This is a genomic window from Lentzea sp. NPDC006480, from assembly GCF_040611995.1.
Taxonomy (GTDB): Bacteria; Actinomycetota; Actinomycetes; order Mycobacteriales; family Pseudonocardiaceae; genus Lentzea.
The window spans coordinates 1-19481 of the sequence record NZ_JBEXPJ010000007.1 but is presented as its reverse complement, the minus strand read 5'-3'; the positions used below and the strand labels follow the sequence as shown (position 1 = coordinate 19481).

The window sequence follows — 19481 nt, the reverse complement described above, 5'->3', positions numbered from 1 at the left end:
CGACGCAGGGCGGGCGCACCCCGCAACTTCCCAGTGGTGTGGGTCCAGTGGTTGGTCAGCCTGTGAACCAGGTTGATTTCTTCCGGCACATGCCCAATGGCGGTGCCACGGTTTACCTGCGTCCATCCGAGGTCGCGCAGACCGACTGATGCTTCGTTGACTTTCGCGGGAGGGGACCGGTGCACCGGTCCCCTCCCGCGTTTGGTCGTTCGGGACTCAACTTCACAGGGGCATAACAACTGGGCCACAAGGCGTACCTGAGACCGCCTCTTCACCCGTTAGGGGGACGTCGATGGTCTTAGATCTCGGCATCCCGCCGAACCCCAACGGAGTAACCCGATGCGCCTGACGCCCCTGAGAAGATCCGGCCTGCTCGGTGCCGCCGCCCTGGTTGCCGTGGCCACCCTCTCCCTGGTGACCACCGCGTTCGCCCAGCCCGACAAGCCGGCTCTCGACTCCGGTGACCAGCGCGCGGTCGCTTACGACGGCAACGTCGAGTGGAACTGGAAGACGGCCTGCACCGTCGGTGGTCTGACCGGCACGTCCATCACCTCGGACAAGTTCACGTTCACCGGCGGCAAGGGCACTCCGGACGTCGACATCACCGTGATCCCCTCCGGTGTGACGATCACCGGCGTCGTGGTGAAGGGCGGGGACGCGTACAACGTCTACCTCGCCGACAAGCTCGGGGCGCTGCCGTGGAACGACCTGCGCTCGCCGTTCAACAACGGCGGCCAGATCCCCGGTATCAGCCACTGGTACGCCTGCGGTGTCGACAAGGAGCAGACGTCGAGCAGCAGCTCGTCAACGACCTCGTCCTCGACCGTGACGCACTCGTCGACCCCGAGCTCGTCCGAGACGACGACGCCGTCTTCCTCGGAGGTCGTGACCACCACGACCACCACGACGACGGTGGCTGCGCCGGTTGACGAGGACCTGGCCTCGACCGGGTTCGGGTCCGCCTGGCTGGTCGGGCTGGGTGCCGCTCTGCTGGCCGCCGGTGCCGCCGTGCTGCTCGTGCTGCGCAGGCGTCGCGCCTAGGAGCTCTCAGCTGAACGCCGGAGGAGCCTGGACGGCTGCTCCGGCGTTCGTGCGTTCGGGTGCATGACGGATGCGGCGTGGCGATGGGCTTGGATCCCGGCCATGCCGAGATCGTTAGCCGCCTTCGCCGGGGCCCTGTTCGTGCTGATCGTGTCGACCGCCACCGCGCAGGCGGCCGACGCAGGGGACTCGCGGGCCACCGTGCACGAGAAGAGTGTCGAGACCTGTGCGGCCGCTGGGCTCGCCGGTACGACGATCGCGCCTGCTTCGGTCAAGGCGGACGTCAAGGAGGGCACGTACATCGACGTGCTGGACCACACCGGGATCACCTCGGTCGTGGTCGTCAGCAGCTCCGGCTACAACGTCTACCTCGCCGGGAAGCTGGCGAAGGGATGGGCGGACCTGCACGCGCCAGTCGACTCCGGGCGGCTGCCGGAGAAGATCACCGCGTGGTTCGCCTGCGGCACGGTCACCGAGCCGCCCAGCAGCAGCGTGCCGACGTCGCCGAGCAGCACCACGCCGCCGAGCAGCACCACGCCGCCGAGCAGTGCGACTGCCACTCCCGTGCCGACGACGACCGCGCCCGCCTCGAAGGACGAGCTCGCGGCCACCGGGTTCGGGTCGGCCTGGCTGCTCGGGCTGGGTGCCGCGCTTGTGGCTGCGGGTGCCGCGGTGTTGCTGGTGTTGCGCAGGCGGCGCGCCTAGGAGTTCTCGATCAGCAGGCCCCACAGGGTGCCGAAGAGGATGCGCACTTCGACGTGGAACTCCACGTCCTGAGGAGCCGCCCCGCCGCCGTAGATGTCCGCGGTGCGCTGGGCGGCCTCGGGACCGGCTTCACCGGCCAGGCAGGCCAGGTCCCAGGCGACGGGGCCGCGCCAGGTGTCCTCGAAGTCGAGCCACACCGGGCCGGCCGCGGTCATCAGCAGGTTGCCGTGGTGCGGATCGCCGTGCAGTGGTTGGACGTCGTTGTAGTGCGCGTCCCAGAACTCCAGGAGCTCGGAGCGGCGTGTGTAGAACGGCTCCAGGTCCGGAACACCCCGCGCGGACAGATAAGCGAGCGTGTTGTCGGTGTCGTCCAGAGGACCGCGAGTGGGCAGCGAGCCGTCGTAGTGGCGAAGTTCGGCGTGCAGGTCGGGCAGCATCTTGAGCACGTCGGGGCGCGACAGCTCTGCGGAAGGGTCGTGCGGGACGTAGGTGCTGAACGCCAGAACGAAGCCGTCGACCACATGAGGCCCCGCGGGTAGCTCTGCGGAAGGCGTCACGACCGGAACGCCGCGCGAGGCCAGAAAGGAAGACACCGAGAGGTCGCGGGCGAAATGCGAGGAGACCGACGGGCGGACGAGGGCCGTGCGTGAGGCGACCCGGGCCACGACCGGGGCCGGGCGCAGGTGCACGATCACGTTGCTGCCGGCCTTCATGACGACGGGGTCTGTGCAGACCACGCCGTGCGAGGCCGCGAACGACACGGCTGCGCGTACGGCTGCTGAGGTGCTCACGGCAAAGAGGCTGGCATCAGCCCTGTGGGAGAAGCGACTCCATTTCCGCGATCTCCTTCTCCTGGTGCGCGATGACGTCCTGCGCCAGCGTGCGAGCGCCTGGATCAGTGCCGGCGGACAGGTGCTTCTTCGCCATCTCCACGGCGCCGCGGTGGTGCAGGATCATCAGCGAGAGCCACTGGCGGTCGAACTCCGTGTCGGAGAGGTCGGCGAGGTTGCCCAGCTCGACCATGCCGTGCGAGTCGGAGTGGCCGTGTGACGAATGCGACGAAGCCTGGACGGGCGCGTTCCAGTCCTTCAACCACCCGTTCATGCGGTCGATCTCGGGCTTCTGCGCCGACGAGATCCGCGTCGCCAGGTCGATCACGCGGGGGTTCTCCGTGCGGGAGGCGACCAGTGCGGTCATCTCCAGCGCTTGCTCGTGGTGCGGCACCATGCCCTGCGCGAACGCGACGTCCGCGGAGTTGTGCGTGGCGGGCGAGCCGCAGGCGGACATGATCAGGACGGAAGCGACAGCGAGGACCATTCGGAGCACGGCGGCAGGATACGTGTGACGTGCGCTACGCCGCTGGCAGGCGGCCATGGCCCACCCGAATGGAGCTGATCGGCTCCGTCTAATATCCCGGGGAGTTTCCCGAACGAACTGGTCCCACCAAGGCCTGGAGGCACCGTGACGGCCGTAGCCCCGCAGCCGATCGCAACGCGTCCTTATCCGACGCGCACTGCGGTCAAGGGGTCCTTCCTGCTGCGGATGTTCCGCACCACGGACCACAAGCAGATCGGCATCCTGTACCTGGTCACGAGTTTCGCCTTCTTCATGGTCGGCGGCGCGATGGCCATGCTGATGCGGACCGAGCTGGCCCGTCCCGGCATGCAGTTCCTCAGCCAGGAGCAGTTCAACCAGCTCTTCACGATGCACGGCACCGTGATGCTGCTGCTGTACGCGACGCCGATCGTGTTCGGCTTCGCGAACTTCGTGCTCCCGTTGCAGATCGGCTCGCCCGACGTGGCGTTCCCGCGTCTCAACGCGTTCTCGTACTGGCTGTACCTCTTCGGCGGCCTGATCGTGATGTCCGGCTTCATCACCCCCGGTGGTGCGGCCGACTTCGGCTGGTTCGCCTACACCCCGCTGAGCAACGCGATCCACTCGCCCGGCGTCGGCGCCGACCTGTGGATCTCCGGCCTCGTCATCGGTGGTCTGGGCACGATCCTCGGTGCGGTCAACATGATCACCACCGTGGTCTGCCTGCGCGCGCCCGGCATGACGATGTTCCGCATGCCGATCTTCACCTGGAACATCCTGGTGACGTCGGTGCTGGTGCTGCTCGCGTTCCCGATCCTGACCGCGGCCCTGCTGGGCCTGCTGGCAGACCGGCATCTCGGCGCCCACGTGTTCGACCCCGCCAACGGCGGCGTGATCCTGTGGCAGCACCTCTTCTGGTTCTTCGGACACCCCGAGGTCTACATCGTCGCCCTGCCGTTCTTCGGCATCGTGTCCGAGATCTTCCCGGTGTTCAGCCGCAAGCCGATCTTCGGCTACAACGGCCTGGTCTACGCGACGCTCGGCATCGCGGCCCTGTCTGTTGCCGTGTGGGCGCACCACATGTACGCGACCGGCGCCGTGCTGCTGCCGTTCTTCGCCTTCATGACGTTCCTCATCGCGGTCCCGACCGGCGTGAAGTTCTTCAACTGGATCGGCACGATGTGGAAGGGCCAGCTGACGTTCGAGACGCCGATGCTCTTCTCGATCGGCTTCATCGTCACGTTCCTCTTCGGTGGCCTCTCCGGCATCCTGCTGGCCGCACCCGCGATCGACTTCCACGTGTCGGACACGTACTTCGTCGTCGCGCACTTCCACTACGTGCTCTACGGCACGATCGTGTTCGCGACCTTCGCGGGTATCTACTTCTGGTTCCCGAAGATCACCGGCCGGTTCATGAACGAGCCGCTCGGCAAGCTGCACTTCTGGACGACGTTCATCGGCTTCCACGCGACGTTCCTCGTCCAGCACTGGCTGGGCAACGAGGGCATGCCGCGCCGCTACGCCGACTACCTCGCGTCCGACGGCTTCACGACGCTGAACATGATCTCGACGATCGGTGCCTACATCCTGGGCGCGTCGACGCTGCCGTTCATCTGGAACGTCTTCCGCAGCTACCGCTTCGGTGAGGTCGTCACGGTCGACGACCCGTGGGGCTACGGCAACTCGCTCGAGTGGGCCACCTCGTCCCCGCCGCCGCGGCACAACTTCACCGAGCTGCCCCGGATCCGTTCGGAGCGCCCGGCGTTCGAGCTGCACTACCCGCACATGATCGAGCGGATCCGGAACGAGGGTCACGTGACCTTCACCGGCAAGGTCATCGCGCACAAGGACGCCAAGCCCGCTCCCTCGGAGCTCGCGGCCGCGGCCATCAAGTCGGGTACGGCCTCCGAAAAGGACGACCCGAACCACGACAAGTAACCTGCTGTTCACAGGTTCAACGACGAGCCCCGACTGCTGCCACGCGGTCGGGGCTCGCCGCGTCTTACGAGGAGACGACGACGTGAAAACGCCCGTGCTGATCACCGTGACCGGCCCCGACAAGCCTGGTGTCTCCTCGGTGCTGTTCGCCGTGCTGACCAGGCACGGAGTCGAGGTGCTGGACGTCGAGCAGGTCGTGATCCGGGGCCGGCTGGTGCTTGGCGCGCTGGTGTCGACCGACCACGACCCCGAGGGGCTGCAGGAGTCGGTCGAGCAGGCCATGGCCACTGTCTCGATGCATGTGGAGATCGAGCTCGGCGCCGACTCGAAGCGCACCGCGCGCCTGGAGTCCTCGCACGTGCTGATCGTGCTGGGCCGCCCGGTGACGGCCAAGGCGTTCACCGAGGTCGCGCGCAGGCTGGCGTCTCTGGGCGTCAACATCGACGCGATCCGCGGTGTCGCCGACTACCCCGTCACGGGTCTTGAGCTGCGGGTTTCGGTCGCGGACGACACGCTGGAGAACGACGCGGAGCTGCGTTCGGCGCTGGCGGACGTGTCCGTGCGGGTCGGGTTGGACATCGCGGTCGAACGAGCGGGCCTCACGAGGCGGGCCAAGCGGCTGATCGTGTTCGACGTCGACTCCACGCTCATCCAGGGCGAGGTGATCGAGATGCTGGCCGCGCACGTCGGGTGCGAGGAACAGGTGCGCGAGATCACCGAGGCCGCGATGCGCGGTGAGCTCGACTTCGCCGAGTCGCTGCGGCGCCGGGTCGCGCTGCTGGAGGGCCTCGACGAGAAGGTGCTGGACGAGGTCGGGGCGTCGCTGGAGCTCACGGCCGGCGCGCGCACGACGATCCGCACGTTGAAGCGGCTCGGGTTCTACTGCGGTGTGGTGTCCGGTGGGTTCACCTCGGTGATCACGCCGCTGGCCGACGAGCTGCACCTGGACTTCTGCGCGGCGAACACCCTCGAAGTCGTGGACGGCAAGCTGACCGGCAAGGTGGTCGGCGAGATCGTCGACCGGCCGGGCAAGGCCGTGGCGTTGCGGCGGTTCGCCGAGGAGGCCGGCGTCTCGCTGGCGCAGTGCGTGGCAGTTGGTGACGGCGCGAACGACATCGACATGCTCGGGGCTGCCGGGCTGGGGATCGCGTTCAACGCCAAGCCCGCGTTGCGCGAGGTGGCGGACACGGCGCTGTCGCACCCGTTCCTGGACGCCGTGCTGTTCATCCTCGGCGTGACGCGCGCCGAGGTGGAGGCCGCGGACGCGGCGGACGGCCTGGAGCTGACCCGGCTGTGATGATCCTCGACCTGATCGCTTCCCGGAACTACGCCGAGGAGTCCGAAGTCCGCGCGATGCCGATGGTGTTGCGGATCGAGCGGGTCGATCCGCCCGCGCGGACGGCGTTGCTGGAGGCCGCGGCTGCTTCGGCGGTCGCGGTGTGCCTGGATCCGCGTGCGGATGTCGGCGGGGAGTGGCACGAGGCCGTGCGCGCGTGGGTGGCCGGGCGGATTCGCAAGGTGTCGCGGCGGGCGCGTGGTGTGCAGTGGGACGCGGTGCAGGAGCTGCCGGGCGTGACGGTGACGGTCGACGGGGCGTCGGTGCGGTCGTTGTTGCCGGTGCTGGTGTCCGAGACGCCGCGCGAGGTCGCGAAGCTGCAGATCTCGGGCTCCGACCTGCCGGTGGACTCGCCTGGACCGGTGCCCGAGGGTGCGCGGCTGCTGTACGTGAACCCGCGGGTCGAGATGTCCGCAGGGAAGCTCGCGGCGCAGGTCGGGCACGCGTCGATGTTGCTGGCGCCGCACCTGTCCGTGGACGAGCTGAAGGCTTGGGCGGCGTTGGACTACCGGTGTGCGGTGCGGACTCCGTCGGTGGCCGAGTGGGACTCGTTGATCCACCGCGGCGACGTCGTGGCGGTGCGGGACGCGGGTTTCACGGAGGTCGAGCCGGGCACGACGACGGTACTTGCTGTTTAACATCGGGCTAACCGGGTAAATCTCCGGCTCGTGGGCTTACTCGACGTGCTCGACGCGCGGCTCGGTGACGGGCTGGAGAACGTGCTGTGCTCCCATCACGGCCGTCGGCTGCGGCGGCTGGGGTGGGGCGAGGTACTGGACGGCGACGCCACGGGGTGGTTCACGCCTCGCCGAACCGTCCAGCGCGGCAACAAGATCGAGGTCCTGATCGACGGCGCCACGGCGTTTCCCGTGGTGGCGGAAGCGATCGAGAACGCGCAGAAGTACGTCCACATCGCGAACTGGCACGCGTCGCCGGACTTCCGGCTGACCCGCGAGCCGGGTGCGCCGCAGCTGCGCGAGCTGCTTTCCGCCGCGGCGGAACGGGTTCCGGTGCGCGTGCTGTTGTGGGCCGGGCCGCCGATCCCGTTCTTCGAGCCGACCCGGAAGCGAGCTTTGGCTGCGCAGAAGGCGTTCTGGGACTGCGGCGCCGTCCGGTGCGAGCTCGACGCGCGCGAGCGGACCCTGCACTGCCACCACGAGAAGATCGTGATCGTCGACGACGTGGCGTTCGTCGGCGGGCTGGACATGACCGCCGTCGAGGGCGACCGGCACGACTCGCCGGAGCACCCGCCGCGCGACCTCGGCTGGCACGACCACGTGGCGAAGATGGAGGGCCCGGTCGTGGCGGAGGTGGCCGGTCACTTCGCGGCGCGCTGGCTGGAGATCGCGGGGGAGACCCTGCCCGCGCCCGAGGTTCCTCCGGAGGCCGGGTCGTCGTCCGTGCAGGTGGTGCGGACGGTGCCGGAGAAGACCTACTCGTTCGCGCCGCACGGCGACTTCAGCCTGCTCGACTCGTACCTGCGGGCGTTGCGGTCGGCTGAGTCGTTGATCTACCTGGAGAACCAGTTCCTGTGGTCGCCGGAGATCACCGAGGTGCTGATCGAGAAGCTGTGCCGGCCGCCTTCTGACGAGTTCCGGATGGTGCTGCTGCTGCCGCAGAAACCCAGCAACGGCGCCGACACCACCCGCGGTCAGCTGGGCCGGTTGATCGACGCGGACGTCGATCGGAGGCTGGTCGCGGCAACCCTTGTCGCACATGGCGATGCTCCGGTCTACGTGCACGCGAAGCTGGCCATTGTGGACGATCAGTGGCTCTCGGTCGGCTCGGCGAACCTGAACGAGCACTCGCTGTTCAACGACACCGAGGTCAACGTGGTGACCGACGACGCCGCGGTGGCCCGTGCGACGCGCATCCGGCTGTGGACGGAGCATCTGGGCGTTTCCGTGTCGGGTCCGGCGGACGAGGTGGTCGACCGGGTGTGGAGGCCTGCCCTGAAGGGTCGCGCGCGGGTGAGTCCGCTGCCCGGGGTGTCGCGGCGGGCCGGAAGGTTGCAAGGACCGTTACGCGGATTGCTGGTCGACGGCTGATCTCTGGGTCTAGTTTGGCGACGTGGCCAACGAGGTGACGATCCCGCTGCTGCCGTGCGCCTCCATCGACGAGGTGGCCGAGTTCTACGTGATGCTCGGGTTCACGGTCACGTACCGCCAGTACCGGCCGAACGCGTACCTGTCGGTGCGGCGTGAGGAGATCAACCTTCACTTCTTCGGCATCCCCGGGTATGTCGTGGAGCAGTCGTACAGCTCGTGCTTGATCCAGGTCGAGGATCCGCGATCGATGTACGAGGCGTTCGCCGCCGGCATGCGCGCGGTGTACGGGCAGGTGCTGCTCACGGGCATTCCGCGGATGACCCGGCCGCGGCGGGACGGGTTCCTGTTCGTCGACCCCGGTGGCAACTGGATCCGGGTGGTGCCGGCGGTGCGGGAGCGGGAGCCGTCGCGGAACGGGCTGACTCGGGCGTTGCGCAACGCGGTGACGCTGGCCGGGTCGCACGGGGCTGAGCGGCAGGCGTTGAAGATCCTCGAAGGGGCGTTGGTGCGGGAGACGCACGCTTCGGAGGAGGAGCGGGAGTCGGCGCTGGAGTTCCGCGACGAACTGCTCGAACGGCTGGGCCTGCACGGCTGAGGCCGATCGGCACGTTCTCGCTGGACGCACCTTGACGGCTTAATCTACATAGGTAGTATTGGTGGCGTGGAGCCACTGCAACGCATCGGCAAGGCCACCGTCGACGTGCTCGAAGTGCTGCTGGGTGCGGATGAGCCGCGCTGGGGGCTGGAGATCATCAAGCTGACCGGGCGGCCGTCGGGCAGCGTCTATCCGTTGCTCGACCGGTTGGAGCGGGCCGGCTGGGTCACGTCGGAGTGGGATGACGACGCGGAACGGCGCGGGCCTCGGCGGCGGATGTACCGGCTGACGGCGGACGGGGCGGCTGAAGCGCGGAAGGTCGTTGCGCGGGCCGCTCCGGAGCCGCGATTCGTGCCCAGGACGGCGCAATGAAGGTGGCGTTGTTGGTGGTGCGGTTCGCGGCGGCCGTTGTGGGTGATGAGCTCTATCGCGAGCAGTGGGAAGCGGATGTTGTTGGGGCGCGCGAACTTGGGATGTCGCCGTTGATGGTGGCGTTCGGGGCGTTGCGCGCTGTCGTCGCCATACCGTCGAAAGGTGCTGTCGTGGCTGGGATCGGGCCGTTGGGCATGGCGTTGAAGCACGCGGGAACGTCGCGTGGGCGGGTGCTGGCGATCGCTGTGGTGTCGGCGTTGCTGGTGCTCGGCGGGGTTGCACTGCTGTTCGCTTGAGCAAATTGCTCGGTGTCGTTTCGGCGCTACCGGGCTTAGCTTCGGGCGGTGGCGAACGAACTGACGATTCCACTCCTGCCCTGTCCGGACATTGATGAGATCGCGTCGTTCTACGAGATGCTCGGCTTCTCGGTGACCTATCGGCAGACGCGGCCGAACCCGCACGTGGCTTTGCAGCGGGAAGACATCAACCTGCACTTCTTCGGGATGGACGGCTTCGATCCCGAGCAGTCGTACGGCACGTGCCTCGTAATCGTGCAGGACACCGGTCCGTTGTACGAGGCGTTCGCGGCGGGGATGCGGGCGGCGCACGGGAAAGTGCTCATCTCCGGCATTCCGCGGATGACCCGGCCGCGGGTGCGCAACGACAGGTACTCCGGGTTCAGCGTGGTGGATCCCGGTGGCAACTGGATCCGGATCAACAAGGCCGCGCAGGAGCCCGAAGCGACCTCGAAGCTCGCCAAAGCAATGGAGAACGCCGCGCGGCAGGCTGATGCGCGCGGTGACGAGCGCCAGGCGTTGAAAATCCTGGAAGGCGCGCTGAAACGAGCCGAGGGTTCCGAGGAGGAACTCCAGGAAGCTCAGGCGTTCCGGGACGAGTTGATCGAACGGATCAGGGTGGCTGAGTCTATTTGGTTTGGGCCGCGTCCAGGCGCTTGAGGGCGGCCCTGACCACCTCGGGGTCGTAGGTCGTCCAGAACGGGGGGAGAGAGGCGCGCAGGAAGCCGCCGTAGCGGGCCGTGGCGAGCCTCGGGTCGAGGATTGCCACGACGCCCTTGTCCGACATCGAGCGCAGCAACCGGCCCGCGCCCTGAGCGAGCAGCAGGGCGGCGTGCGTGGCGGCGACGGTGAGGAAGCCGTTGCCGCCGCGTGAGTTGATGGCCTTCTGGCGGGCGGAGGCGAGCGGGTCGTCAGGGCGCGGGAACGGGATGCGGTCCATGATCACGAGCTGCAGGGACGGGCCGGGGACGTCGACGCCCTGCCACAGCGACAGGGTGCCGAAGAGGCAGGTGCGCTCGTCTTCGGAGAACTTCTTGACCAGCAGGCCCGTCGCGTCGTCGCCCTGGCACAGGATCGGGTAGTCGAGCTTGTCCCGCAGCGCTTCCGTGGCCGCTTTGGCCGCGCGCGTCGAGGAGAACAGGCCGAGTGCGCGGCCGCCCGCCGCGTTCACCAGGCCCTCGATCTCGTCGAGGTACTCAGGGGGCAGGCCGTCGCGGCCCGGTTGCGGCAGATGCCTTGCCACGTAAAGGATGCCGCTCGACCCGTGCTCGAAGGGCGAGCCGACGTCCAGGCCGGTCCACTTGGGACCGTCGACGTCCTTGATCTCCTTGTCGGTGGCCGCGCCCTCGATCTTGCGGACCTTCTCCGACGGCGGCAGGCCCCACTGGCGGGCCATCGTGTCGAACGCGCCGCCCAGCGTGAGGGTCGCGGAGGTCAGGACCGTGGTGCGCTTGGCGAACAGTCGTTCCCGGAGCAGCCCGCCGACGCCCAGCGGCGCGACCCGCAGCACCGGCGACTTCTGGTTGAAGTCGCCCGACACCCACACGACGTCGTGCTCCTCGCCGAACGCGTCGAGGATCCGCACCGCGCAGTCGTGGACCTCCTCCAGCAACGCCAGCGCGAGCTTGCGCGCCGTCGCCCCGTCCGGGTCCTCCTTGCGCTCCGGCCCCATCGCCGACATGCAGTTGTGCGCCGCGTCGCGGGTGGCGGCCAGGGCGCCGGCCAGTGCCCTGGGGAGGGCGTCGAGCCGGCCGGACGGCATGTCTTCCAGGATCATGGCCAGGCCGTCGCTCGCCTCGGCGAGGCGATCCGCGATGTCCTGGTCGATCAGCCGCCCGCACCTGCGCGCCGCCATCGCGACGGACGCGCCGCTCAGCTCCTCCGTGGCCACCGACGTGACGCGGTCGACCAGGTCGTGCGCCTCGTCGATCACCACCACGTCGTGGTCCGGCAGCACCTGGTAGCCCTCCAACGCGTCGATGGCGAGCATCGCGTGGTTCGTGACCACCACGTCCGCCTTGCCGGCCTGCGCCCTCGCCTTCTCCGCGAAGCAGTCGGTGCCGATCGGGCACTTCGACACACCCAGGCACTCGCGCGCGGTGACGCTGACCTGCCGCCACGCCTGCTCGCTCACGCCGGGCACGAGCTCGTCGCGGTCACCGGTCTCGGTGTCCGACGACCACTCGTTCAGCCGCTTCACCTCACGCCCGAGCTTCGACATCGCGAACGGGTCGAACAGCACGCTGTCGTCCGGCTCGTCCGGCGCGCCGTTGTGGACGCGGTGCATGCACAGGTAGTTCCTGCGGCCCTTGAGGATGGCGAACGTGGGCTCGCGGCCGAGCTCCTTCTTCAACGCCTTCGCGAGACGCGGCAGATCCCGGTCGACCAGCTGCCGCTGCAGGGCGATCGTGGCCGTGGAGACGACCACCGTCTCGGCCTCCGCCACGGCGTGCCTGATCGACGGCACCAGGTACGCGAGCGACTTGCCGGTGCCCGTGCCCGCCTGCACCGCGAGATGCTCGCCCGTGCGGATGGAGTGGTCGACGGCCTCGGCCATCTCCACCTGGCCAGGGCGCTCCGCACCACCGACGGCGTGGACGGCGGTCTCGAGGAGGCTCAGCGTGGGGGGAACTTCAGGCACGAGACAGACCGTACCCGGCAGGTCCGACAGTCTCCGCCAGACACCGCCGACCCGGATGCGGCGGACTCAGTCGCCGCCGCCTCCACCGCACCCGCCGCCGCAGCCACCTCCACCGCAGCTGCTGCCCCCGCTGTCACCGCTGCCGCACGAGCTCGACGAACACCCGCTGCCGCAACTGCTGCTGGACGACGTGTCACGCGCGGGCAGCAGTCCGACCATCACCGGCGTCAGCCCCAGCATCCCGGCGATCGCGACCCTGCCGACCCTCCCGCGCAGGCCCCTCGACGCGACCGCGCCCACCGGATCCTGTGTGCTGACCCGCAGCTGTGCCCGTTTCGCCAGGCGGTAGCCGGTCCTGGTCCGCAGTCGGCCGGGGTCGCGCGCCTTCAGCACCGAGGCCCAGACGAACACCACCACGCCGGCCGCGAAGAAGTACCAGGGCGGGTACTCGGTGATGTTCGGCACCGGGAGCTCCCGCAGCAGGTCCGGCACCACGATCCGGAAGAACCCGGCCAGCGCGAGCGCCGTCCCGAGCAGGAACAGCCACGGGTACAACCTGGGGCGCCACGACCGGTGGTGCCGCAGCAGGCCGCGGTCCGCGAGGTGGTGACGCAGGCCCTCGGCTTCAGGTGAGGTGGCCGTCTCCCGCAGGACGTCGTGCAGGTACCTGCCCACCTGGACGCTGTTCAGGATCCGCGCTTCCAGCGGCGTGAGGCGGCCGGGGTTGCGGTGGACGGCGGTCACCACGCCGTCGCGGGAGATCCGGACCGCGCCGGCGTGCAGCAGGCGGGCCAGGGCCACCTCGGCGGCGCGGGATGGGCCGCCGACGAGACAGCCCAGCTCTTCCGGAGTATGCGTCGTCACGCGGATTTCTCGGGCAGAAGCCTCAGGTCGTTACGTCGGCCAGGATCCGGTCGAACAGCTCGATGGCCGCCTTCAGGTGAGTGTCGGTGAGCGGTAGCTGTGAGCCGCGGCGGACCGACACCAAGTCCAGGAGTGGTAGGTCGGGCCAGTGGGCGGCGGCCAGCACGCCTGCGCGCGACTTGCTGACGATCTCGCCCGTGCGGATGGTGTGCCACAAGCGCGCGGGGCCCAGTCCGATCCAGAGGATGTCTTCTGGCGGCAATTCGGGCATCGTGCGAACCTGCTCGAACAAGCGCTGCCAGTAGCTGACGAGGTTGTCGCGGCAGTAGGCCTCGACGTCTGCGGACGTGCCCGGACATGTGGGGCGTGCGCCGCGCACGGTTTGACCTACGGTCCGCAGCTGCTGCCACAACACCGGAGTGATCTCGCCGGCCAACGGCGTCACGTCGAAAACCGGCTTCTCCAGCGAGCCGGCCAGGACCACGGCGACGTCAGCACCCTCGAACGAAGGCACCTCGGCAGCTGAAGACAGCTCGATGACGATGTCCAGGTCCGAGTCGGCGACGACGTCGTCCAGCACCCGCGACCCGTAGACGTGCGCGCCCACCACGAGACCGGGCAGGCGCGCGTCCAAGAACGACAGATGTTCCCCAGGTGTGATCACCTGGTCCAAGCTACCGACGCCGGACGAGTGCCCAGGCTCCCGGCAGCACGCCGGCCGCCAGCGCGATCTTCAGGGCGTCGCCGAGCAGGAACGGGACCACGCCGACAGCCACGGCCTTGGAGAAAGACATGCCGGTCACGGCCATCAGCCACGGCACACCGACGGCGTAGATCGCCAGGTTGCCGAGAGCCATGGTGCCGACGACGCGCAACGGCGTGCGGTCGCCGCCGCGTCCGGCGAGTGCGCCAACGAGAGCGCCGGCGAACACGAAGCCCACGACGTAGCCCAGCGACACCGGCACACCCGACGAACCGCCCTGGAACCACGGCACGCCCGCGACGCCCGCGATCAAGTACAGGAGCATCGAGGTCGCGCCGCGCTGCCAGCCCAGAGCAGCGCCGACCAGCAGCGCGGCGAAAGTCTGGCCCGTCAGCGGAACCGGGCTGCCCGGGATCGGCAGGGCCACCTGCGCGGCCAGGCCGGTGAAGGCGGCACCGGCGACGACCAGGGTCAGGTCGCGGACCAGTGCGCCCGGCACGAAGTCGGCGAGCACGGTGCGACGGGGCGCGAGTGCGAGTGTCACGTTCCCTCCCAGGCGGAATCGAGAGAACCTGAGGTTAACCAGGGGAACTCGAGAACGTCTTTGTTCGATCTCTACAAAGTGATCGGTCACACATCCGCGGTGACCACACGACGTTCGGTGTTGCGGCGGGTCTTGGTCCAGCCGTTGTTGCCGCGTACCAAGCGAATCAGCGCGCGCCACGACGTGATGTAGAAGGTGTAGATGTACAGCGCGTAGCCGAACCCGTACGCGATGGACTTCCAGAACGAGACCGGCACACAACGCGCGCGGTACACCGGCCCCCACAAGACGAACGGCAACAGGCCGAAGGCGCCGTACACGGTGAAGAGGATCCACGCGCCGTCGAAGAACCACGCCACGACTTCGGCAGGCGACACCGCGAACCGGTAAGCCATGAGCGCCATGGGAATCGGGTAGATGAGCGTGCCGAGCAACTGCATCCACGGTTGCGCGAGGTAGTACATCATCTCGGCGGCACCGAGGGTCGTCAGGTGCTCGGAGTCCCAGATGCGCCGCAAATAACGCATGCACTGCATGGTTCCCTGGCCCCAACGCGTGCGTTGCGCCAAGAAACGGCGCAACGAGTACAGCGCTTCCTGGTTCACGTGCGTGTCCAACGAGAACCCGGTGTGCCAGCCCGCGGTCAGCAGGTGCACGCCGAGCTCGAAGTCCTCCAGCAACGAGCCGCGCCACGGCGAACCGGTCCGCCCGGCGATCGAGTCCAAAGCGGACAGCCGGGTGAACTGACCGTTGCCGCCCATGGAGATCGTGCCGGTGGCGCCGCGCGACATCTGGATCGCCGCGATGGCCGTGCGGAACTCCAGGTCCTGCATCCGCACCAGCGCGGCACCGAAAGTCCGCCGCCACAACGAGACACCCGGCTGGCGCAGGCCCGCGTTGATCATCCGCACGTCCACCTGCACGGCGCCGATCCGCGGGTTGCCGAAGAGATGAGCAGCCGCACAGACTTCCAGGCAGTTGGGAGCCGGCCGTCCGTCAGCGTCCACCACCACGATGATCGCGCGGTCCGTGTCCGCCCGACGGCCCATCCACAGTTTCAACGTTCTGTACGCGTCGTTCAACGCGTTGCCCTTGCCGGTCCGGGCATAGGGCCGTTGGCGCTGCACGAGATGGATGTGCGTGTCGCGCACACCGCCGTTGCGCTTCAACGTCCGCACAACGCCGGCAGTGCGGTCGTCGGAGTCGTCGTCGATCACCCACACGTGCGCGATGGGGAAGGTCCCCCGCAGATACCTGATCGTGTCACCGATGACGGCTTCCTCGTCGCGGCACGGCACGAAGAAGTGCCACTCCAACGATGCGGGATCGCCCAGAGGCGCCGGTTTGCGCCGCAGGTACGGCACCACGATGAAGAGAACGTACGTCACGAAGGCGACGCTCATCGTCAGAGCGAGCGCCTGCGTGAACCCGAGGACGAGGTCGAGGCTCACTTGCGGGTGGCCAGCCAGACGAAGGCGACCAGCGCGGCCGCGCCACCGAAGACGCTCACCATCGAGCCCAGCAGCGTGTGGCCCCAGTAGTACCCGGTGTCGACGCCCAGCCACTGCACCAGCCCGACCAGGGTCAGCACGCGGAACTGGTTCACGATCACCACCGCCAGCGCGGCGACTCCCAGGGCGAACAGCACGCGCGACTGGATGCGAGGCCTGAGCGCGATCATCACGGCACCGACGACGATCAGCGGCAGCACCAGGAACGCCGAGGTGCACTCCGGCGTCATCCGCAGGCCCAGCGGCGTGTCCGAGCCCAGTCCGAAGTAGACGGTCTGCCGGTCCGGGATCACGTCCACGCCGTAGGAGCTGATGACGCTGAGAATCGCGCCGGACAGCGAGATCTCCGCCGTGCGGTACAGGCGGTGTGCGAACACGAGTCCCGCGGCAACCGCGAGCAGGACGACCACCGTCACCCGGCTCGGGAATGCGGTGCGGCGCACGGCAAGCGTCACCCGAGGATCCTTTCCACCGATTGAGGGAGCGCCCAGACGGGCTACCTGACGTTCCATCGGTAGACGCAACGTCAGCCCTCACCCCCGGATCGGGTGACGCCGTAACCGGAAATTGATCAAAAAACCCACGATGAGTGGCCCCGACTGGGCGAGTTGGGTGGTCGTGTCCCCCGATACGGGGAGTAACCCTCAGTTCCCTCGAAAGAAAGCCGATGCCGGTAATTGCCCCCGGAAAGCGTGAAACCAGATTGGTATCGGCGCGCCCTGGGGCCGGAGGAATCAAGGGAAGGAGTTTCATGCGTGTCCGAATGACGGGACTGGCAGGAGTCATCGCGATTGCCGCACTCCTGGTCGGTGCCGCACCTGCTTCGGCCGCTCCGGGGGACGCCTCGGCATACGGTGCGAGGCTCGACGTGACGCTGCTCGGCAACCCGGCGGTCCACGCCGAACCGTTCGCCGCCGCCAACGCGAACGGGCCGACCCAGAACACGTTCGCCGGCGTTGACCTGCCCGGGATTCTGAAGACCGGTGTCATCAACGCCTCCGCGTCGCGCGACGACAAGTCCGGCGGCGTGTACTCGCGGGCGAGCACCGCGGACGTCCGGGTCGACCTGCTCTCCAAGGTCACCGGCAAGATCTCCGCCGAGCTGGTCGAGGCGGAGTGCGCGGCGACCCAGAAGGGGCTCGTCGGCAAGTCCAAGCTCGCGGGCGTGAACCTCGGCAAGCTCGGCCAGGTGAACGCGGATCCGGCGCCCAACACGGTGCTCAACGTGGAACTGGCGGGCATCAAGATCGCCGAAGTCATCTTCAACGAGCAGTACAAGAACGGCGACGGCAGCCTCACCGTGAACGCGATTCACGTGAAGCTGTTGCAGGGCAAGCTCGGCTCCCTCGGCACCGGCGACGTGATCCTCTCGTCCGCCACCTGCGGTCCCGCCGGCCTGCCCATCCCGATGGCGTCGGGGGCGGGCCTGTGGATCGGCCTCGGCCTGCTCGGTGTCGTCGCTGCTCCGGTCGCGTTCGTGGCGCTGCGCCGTCGCGCGTCGCTCAACGCGGCTTAAAAGAGGAGCAGCAGATGTACAAGGTCCCCGGTACCGGCATCGGTGTCGGCACGGGTGTCGGAGCCCTCGCGGTCACCGGCGCGGACGTGACGTGGTGGATCGTCGCGGGAATCGTCCTCCTGCTCGTGGGCGCGTTCCTGCTGCACAGCACGCGCCGCAAGCGCGTACCCGCCACGGCGAAGGCCAGAAACCGAGCCGGCTGACAGAGCCCGCCTGGGATTGCCCCCGGTCCCAGGCGGGTCTCCCGGTCTCCCCGAGAGAGGACTACGGTGAGGAAAGAAGTTCTGCTGGTCGCCGGTACGCGGCCGGAAGCCGTGAAGATCGCCCCGGTCGCCATCGCGTTGAAGGGCCACCCCGCCCTCCGCCCCACAATCGTCCACAGTGGACAGCACGCAGGCATGGTCGAACAGGCGCTCGGCGCTTTCGACCTGGTGCCGGACGTGCGGCTGGACGTGCCCAGGATCAACGGCACCCAGGCCGAGCTGGTCTCCCGGCTGTTGCCCGAGTTCGACGCCGTGCTGGAGGAGCGCGACCCCGCGGTCACCCTCGTGCAGGGCGACACCACTACTACTCTGGCCGCCGCACTCGCCTCGTTCTGGCGCGGAATCCCCGTGGCGCACCTCGAAGCCGGTCTGCGCACCGGTGACCTCTACGGCCCGTTCCCCGAGGAGGGGAACCGGCAGATGATCTCCCGCATCACCTCGCTGCACCTCGCGCCGACCGACGACGCCGCCAACGCGCTGAACGCGGAATCCCTGCCGGACAGCCACATCGTCGTCACCGGCAACACCGTCGTGGACGCCGTGCAACGCGTCGCGTCCGCCGATCTGCCCGCGTCCAGCCCGGATCTCGTTGCACTGGAACGGACTCTGGACGCCACCGGTGGCCGGCTGATGCTCGTCACGGTGCACCGCCGCGAGTCGTGGGGCCGTCCGCTGATGCGCGTGCTCAACGCCGTGCGCGCCATCACCGACCGCCATCCCGACCTGCACGTGCTGATCCCCGCGCACCCGAACCCCGGTGTGCGCGAACAGGTCGTGTCACTGCTGGGTGGCCACGAACGAGTCGTCATCACCGACCCGCTGGACTACCCCGATCTCGTGCGAGTGCTGCGCCGCGCGGCCCTCGTGCTGACCGACTCCGGTGGCATCCAGGAGGAGGCGCCGACGTTCGGTGTCCCGGTGCTGGTGCTGCGCGAGACCACCGAACGCATGCTCGCCGTCGACGCCGGGTGCGCCTGGCTCGTCGGCACGGACACCACCCGCATCCTCGCCGAAGCGGGCTGGGTGCTCGGCTCCCGGCTGCGGCTTCCCTTGGGGCGCAACCCGTTCGGCGACGGGCGTGCCGCGGTCCGGGTGTGCTCCGCGCTGGAGAGGCTGGCGGGTCTGCCGACAGCTCTGCCGCGCCGGGAGCCGTTCGCCACGTTGGTGGGTGTGCGCTGACGAACAGCTTGCCTGTCACCCAGTCGTGTAATTGCGAATTCACGAATGGGTGACATGGGGTGCCGAGCTGTTAATCACGCCCCCCATCACAACCATTATCGGGCGGTGGTAAATCGAGCCATAGGGGAGTGAGCAACAGTGCGAAAGAGTGTGATCGCAGGGGCGGTTGCCGCGTTGACGTTCGCCACCGCGGCTCCCGCTTTCGCGAGCAACCCGCCCGGCACGGCCAGCTCGGGATCCGCCGACTTCGCCAAGGCGGACCAGACGTTCAAGGTCGAGCCGCTCGCCGTGTGCGACGTGAACCCGGACCAGGCGGGCACGGTCACCGGGTCCAGCCCGGCCGTGAGCAAGAACGGTTTCAAGGTCGGTGAGACCAGCTCGGCCTGCACGACCGAGGTCGTGAACCAGGCGGAGCTGCTCACCAAGACGACGTCCGTGGCCAAGGGCAAGGCGTTCGAGCTGTCCGCGCTCGTCGCGAAGAACGGCCCGCGGCTCAAGATCGGCGAGTGGTCCATCCGCAGCAGCCGGGTACCGCGATCAGCATCGTCGTGCTGGGGCTGACCGTCGCGGCCGTGGTGCTGCAGTTCCTGCCGCCGTCGAACAGGTACGTGCGGT

At 68.5% G+C, this 19481-nt stretch carries 22 protein-coding genes; 14 read left to right on the top strand and 8 right to left on the bottom strand.

Annotated features, from left to right (window positions below; translation table 11 throughout):
- Positions 1 to 339 precede the first annotated feature (339 nt).
- Together ABZX92_RS04745 and ABZX92_RS04740 are read left to right on the top strand one after the other, a co-directional pair.
- Complete coding sequence (locus tag ABZX92_RS04745; RefSeq protein WP_355553998.1) at positions 340 to 1041, top strand: LPXTG cell wall anchor domain-containing protein; 702 nt, start codon at positions 340 to 342, stop codon at positions 1039 to 1041.
- A 102-nt stretch (positions 1042 to 1143) separates the two neighbouring features.
- Entirely contained in the window at positions 1144 to 1746 is a 603-nt protein-coding gene (locus tag ABZX92_RS04740; protein WP_355553995.1) for an LPXTG cell wall anchor domain-containing protein, read from the top strand.
- Here ABZX92_RS04740 and ABZX92_RS04735 read toward each other — a convergent pair.
- Positions 1743 to 2537, bottom strand: a complete 795-nt coding sequence (locus tag ABZX92_RS04735; protein WP_355553992.1) for an aminoglycoside phosphotransferase family protein — start codon at positions 2535 to 2537, stop codon at positions 1743 to 1745. The two genes, ABZX92_RS04740 and ABZX92_RS04735, sit on opposite strands and share 4 nt — an antisense overlap.
- Before the next feature lie 16 nt (positions 2538 to 2553).
- Positions 2554 to 3063 carry a DUF305 domain-containing protein gene (locus ABZX92_RS04730; protein ID WP_355554254.1) on the bottom strand — a complete coding sequence of 170 codons (510 nt, stop codon included), beginning with the start codon at positions 3061 to 3063 and terminating at the stop codon, positions 2554 to 2556.
- 144 nt (positions 3064 to 3207) lie between these two features.
- On the opposite strand from ABZX92_RS04730, the gene ctaD reads away from it, so the two are divergent.
- From ctaD to ABZX92_RS04690, 8 genes are all read left to right on the top strand, one after another.
- Positions 3208 to 4998: a cytochrome c oxidase subunit I gene (gene ctaD, locus ABZX92_RS04725; RefSeq protein ID WP_355553989.1), complete on the top strand. Its 1791-nt coding sequence runs from the start codon at positions 3208 to 3210 to the stop codon at positions 4996 to 4998.
- 82 nt (positions 4999 to 5080) lie between these two features.
- Positions 5081 to 6295 (top strand): phosphoserine phosphatase SerB, encoded by a 1215-nt coding sequence (gene serB, locus ABZX92_RS04720; protein WP_355553986.1) that lies wholly within the window; start codon positions 5081 to 5083, stop codon positions 6293 to 6295.
- A complete protein-coding gene (locus ABZX92_RS04715) occupies positions 6295 to 6972 on the top strand; it encodes a peptidyl-tRNA hydrolase (RefSeq protein ID WP_355553984.1) in 678 nt (225 codons plus the stop codon). The genes serB and ABZX92_RS04715 overlap by 1 nt, the downstream gene beginning before the upstream one ends.
- A gap of 30 nt (positions 6973 to 7002) precedes the next feature.
- Positions 7003 to 8382 (top strand): phospholipase D family protein, encoded by a 1380-nt coding sequence (locus ABZX92_RS04710; RefSeq protein ID WP_355553981.1) that lies wholly within the window; start codon positions 7003 to 7005, stop codon positions 8380 to 8382.
- 22 nt (positions 8383 to 8404) lie between these two features.
- On the top strand, positions 8405 to 8977 hold the full coding sequence (locus tag ABZX92_RS04705) for a hypothetical protein (protein WP_355553978.1): 573 nt from the start codon (positions 8405 to 8407) through the stop codon (positions 8975 to 8977).
- Between the two features lie 66 nt (positions 8978 to 9043).
- A complete protein-coding gene (locus ABZX92_RS04700) occupies positions 9044 to 9349 on the top strand; it encodes a helix-turn-helix transcriptional regulator (protein ID WP_045310239.1) in 306 nt (101 codons plus the stop codon).
- Positions 9346 to 9645 carry a hypothetical protein gene (locus ABZX92_RS04695; RefSeq protein ID WP_355553975.1) on the top strand — a complete coding sequence of 100 codons (300 nt, stop codon included), beginning with the start codon at positions 9346 to 9348 and terminating at the stop codon, positions 9643 to 9645. The genes ABZX92_RS04700 and ABZX92_RS04695 overlap by 4 nt, the downstream gene beginning before the upstream one ends.
- 48 nt (positions 9646 to 9693) lie before the next feature.
- Positions 9694 to 10305, top strand: a complete 612-nt coding sequence (locus ABZX92_RS04690) for a hypothetical protein (protein WP_355553972.1) — start codon at positions 9694 to 9696, stop codon at positions 10303 to 10305.
- On the opposite strand, the gene ABZX92_RS04685 is transcribed toward ABZX92_RS04690, so the two are convergent.
- The 6 genes from ABZX92_RS04685 to xrtP form a co-directional block, all read right to left on the bottom strand.
- Positions 10274 to 12202 carry an ATP-dependent DNA helicase gene (locus ABZX92_RS04685; protein WP_355554251.1) on the bottom strand — a complete coding sequence of 643 codons (1929 nt, stop codon included), beginning with the start codon at positions 12200 to 12202 and terminating at the stop codon, positions 10274 to 10276. The two genes, ABZX92_RS04690 and ABZX92_RS04685, sit on opposite strands and share 32 nt — an antisense overlap.
- A gap of 150 nt (positions 12203 to 12352) precedes the next feature.
- The gene (locus ABZX92_RS04680) at positions 12353 to 13150 is read right to left on the bottom strand and encodes a TIGR04222 domain-containing membrane protein (protein ID WP_355553970.1); all 798 of its coding nucleotides are present in this window, start codon (positions 13148 to 13150) and stop codon (positions 12353 to 12355) included.
- A 22-nt stretch (positions 13151 to 13172) separates the two neighbouring features.
- Positions 13173 to 13814 (bottom strand): nucleotidyltransferase domain-containing protein, encoded by a 642-nt coding sequence (locus tag ABZX92_RS04675; RefSeq protein ID WP_355553967.1) that lies wholly within the window; start codon positions 13812 to 13814, stop codon positions 13173 to 13175.
- Positions 13815 to 13824: 10 nt separating this feature from the next.
- A complete protein-coding gene (locus ABZX92_RS04670; protein WP_355553964.1) occupies positions 13825 to 14397 on the bottom strand; it encodes a biotin transporter BioY in 573 nt (190 codons plus the stop codon).
- Positions 14398 to 14483: 86 nt separating this feature from the next.
- Positions 14484 to 15800, bottom strand: coding sequence for a glycosyltransferase family 2 protein (locus tag ABZX92_RS04665; RefSeq protein WP_355554248.1), 1317 nt, complete (start codon positions 15798 to 15800; stop codon positions 14484 to 14486).
- A 44-nt stretch (positions 15801 to 15844) separates the two neighbouring features.
- Complete coding sequence (gene xrtP, locus ABZX92_RS04660; RefSeq protein ID WP_355554245.1) at positions 15845 to 16324, bottom strand: exosortase P; 480 nt, start codon at positions 16322 to 16324, stop codon at positions 15845 to 15847.
- Between the two features lie 335 nt (positions 16325 to 16659).
- On the opposite strand from xrtP, the gene ABZX92_RS04655 reads away from it, so the two are divergent.
- The 4 genes from ABZX92_RS04655 to ABZX92_RS04640 all read left to right on the top strand — a co-directional run bounded on the left by ABZX92_RS04655 (position 16660) and on the right by ABZX92_RS04640 (position 19427).
- Positions 16660 to 17424, top strand: a complete 765-nt coding sequence (locus ABZX92_RS04655) for a choice-of-anchor P family protein (RefSeq protein WP_355553961.1) — start codon at positions 16660 to 16662, stop codon at positions 17422 to 17424.
- Positions 17425 to 17438: 14 nt separating this feature from the next.
- Positions 17439 to 17627, top strand: a complete 189-nt coding sequence (locus ABZX92_RS04650; RefSeq protein ID WP_045310231.1) for an LPXTG cell wall anchor domain-containing protein — start codon at positions 17439 to 17441, stop codon at positions 17625 to 17627.
- A 66-nt stretch (positions 17628 to 17693) separates the two neighbouring features.
- Complete coding sequence (wecB, locus tag ABZX92_RS04645; protein WP_355553957.1) at positions 17694 to 18866, top strand: UDP-N-acetylglucosamine 2-epimerase (non-hydrolyzing); 1173 nt, start codon at positions 17694 to 17696, stop codon at positions 18864 to 18866.
- Between the two features lie 138 nt (positions 18867 to 19004).
- On the top strand, positions 19005 to 19427 hold the full coding sequence (locus tag ABZX92_RS04640) for a hypothetical protein (RefSeq protein WP_355553954.1): 423 nt from the start codon (positions 19005 to 19007) through the stop codon (positions 19425 to 19427).
- Positions 19428 to 19481: the final 54 nt, after the last annotated feature.

What these genes read in the sequence shown, in the direction of transcription:
- ABZX92_RS04650 (WP_045310231.1), top strand. Translation starts at nt 17,439, where the DNA reads ATGTACAAGGTCCCCGGTACCGGCATCGGTGTCGGCACGGGTGTCGGA.
- ABZX92_RS04715 (WP_355553984.1), top strand. Translation starts at nt 6,295, where the DNA reads ATGATCCTCGACCTGATCGCTTCCCGGAACTACGCCGAGGAGTCCGAA.
- ABZX92_RS04685 (WP_355554251.1), bottom strand. Translation starts at nt 12,202, where the DNA reads ATGGCCGAGGCCGTCGACCACTCCATCCGCACGGGCGAGCATCTCGCG.
- ABZX92_RS04740 (WP_355553995.1), top strand. Translation starts at nt 1,144, where the DNA reads ATGCCGAGATCGTTAGCCGCCTTCGCCGGGGCCCTGTTCGTGCTGATC.
- ABZX92_RS04695 (WP_355553975.1), top strand. Translation starts at nt 9,346, where the DNA reads ATGAAGGTGGCGTTGTTGGTGGTGCGGTTCGCGGCGGCCGTTGTGGGT.
- ABZX92_RS04745 (WP_355553998.1), top strand. Translation starts at nt 340, where the DNA reads ATGCGCCTGACGCCCCTGAGAAGATCCGGCCTGCTCGGTGCCGCCGCC.
- ABZX92_RS04665 (WP_355554248.1), bottom strand. Translation starts at nt 15,800, where the DNA reads ATGAGCGTCGCCTTCGTGACGTACGTTCTCTTCATCGTGGTGCCGTAC.
- ABZX92_RS04730 (WP_355554254.1), bottom strand. Translation starts at nt 3,063, where the DNA reads ATGGTCCTCGCTGTCGCTTCCGTCCTGATCATGTCCGCCTGCGGCTCG.
- ABZX92_RS04655 (WP_355553961.1), top strand. Translation starts at nt 16,660, where the DNA reads ATGCGTGTCCGAATGACGGGACTGGCAGGAGTCATCGCGATTGCCGCA.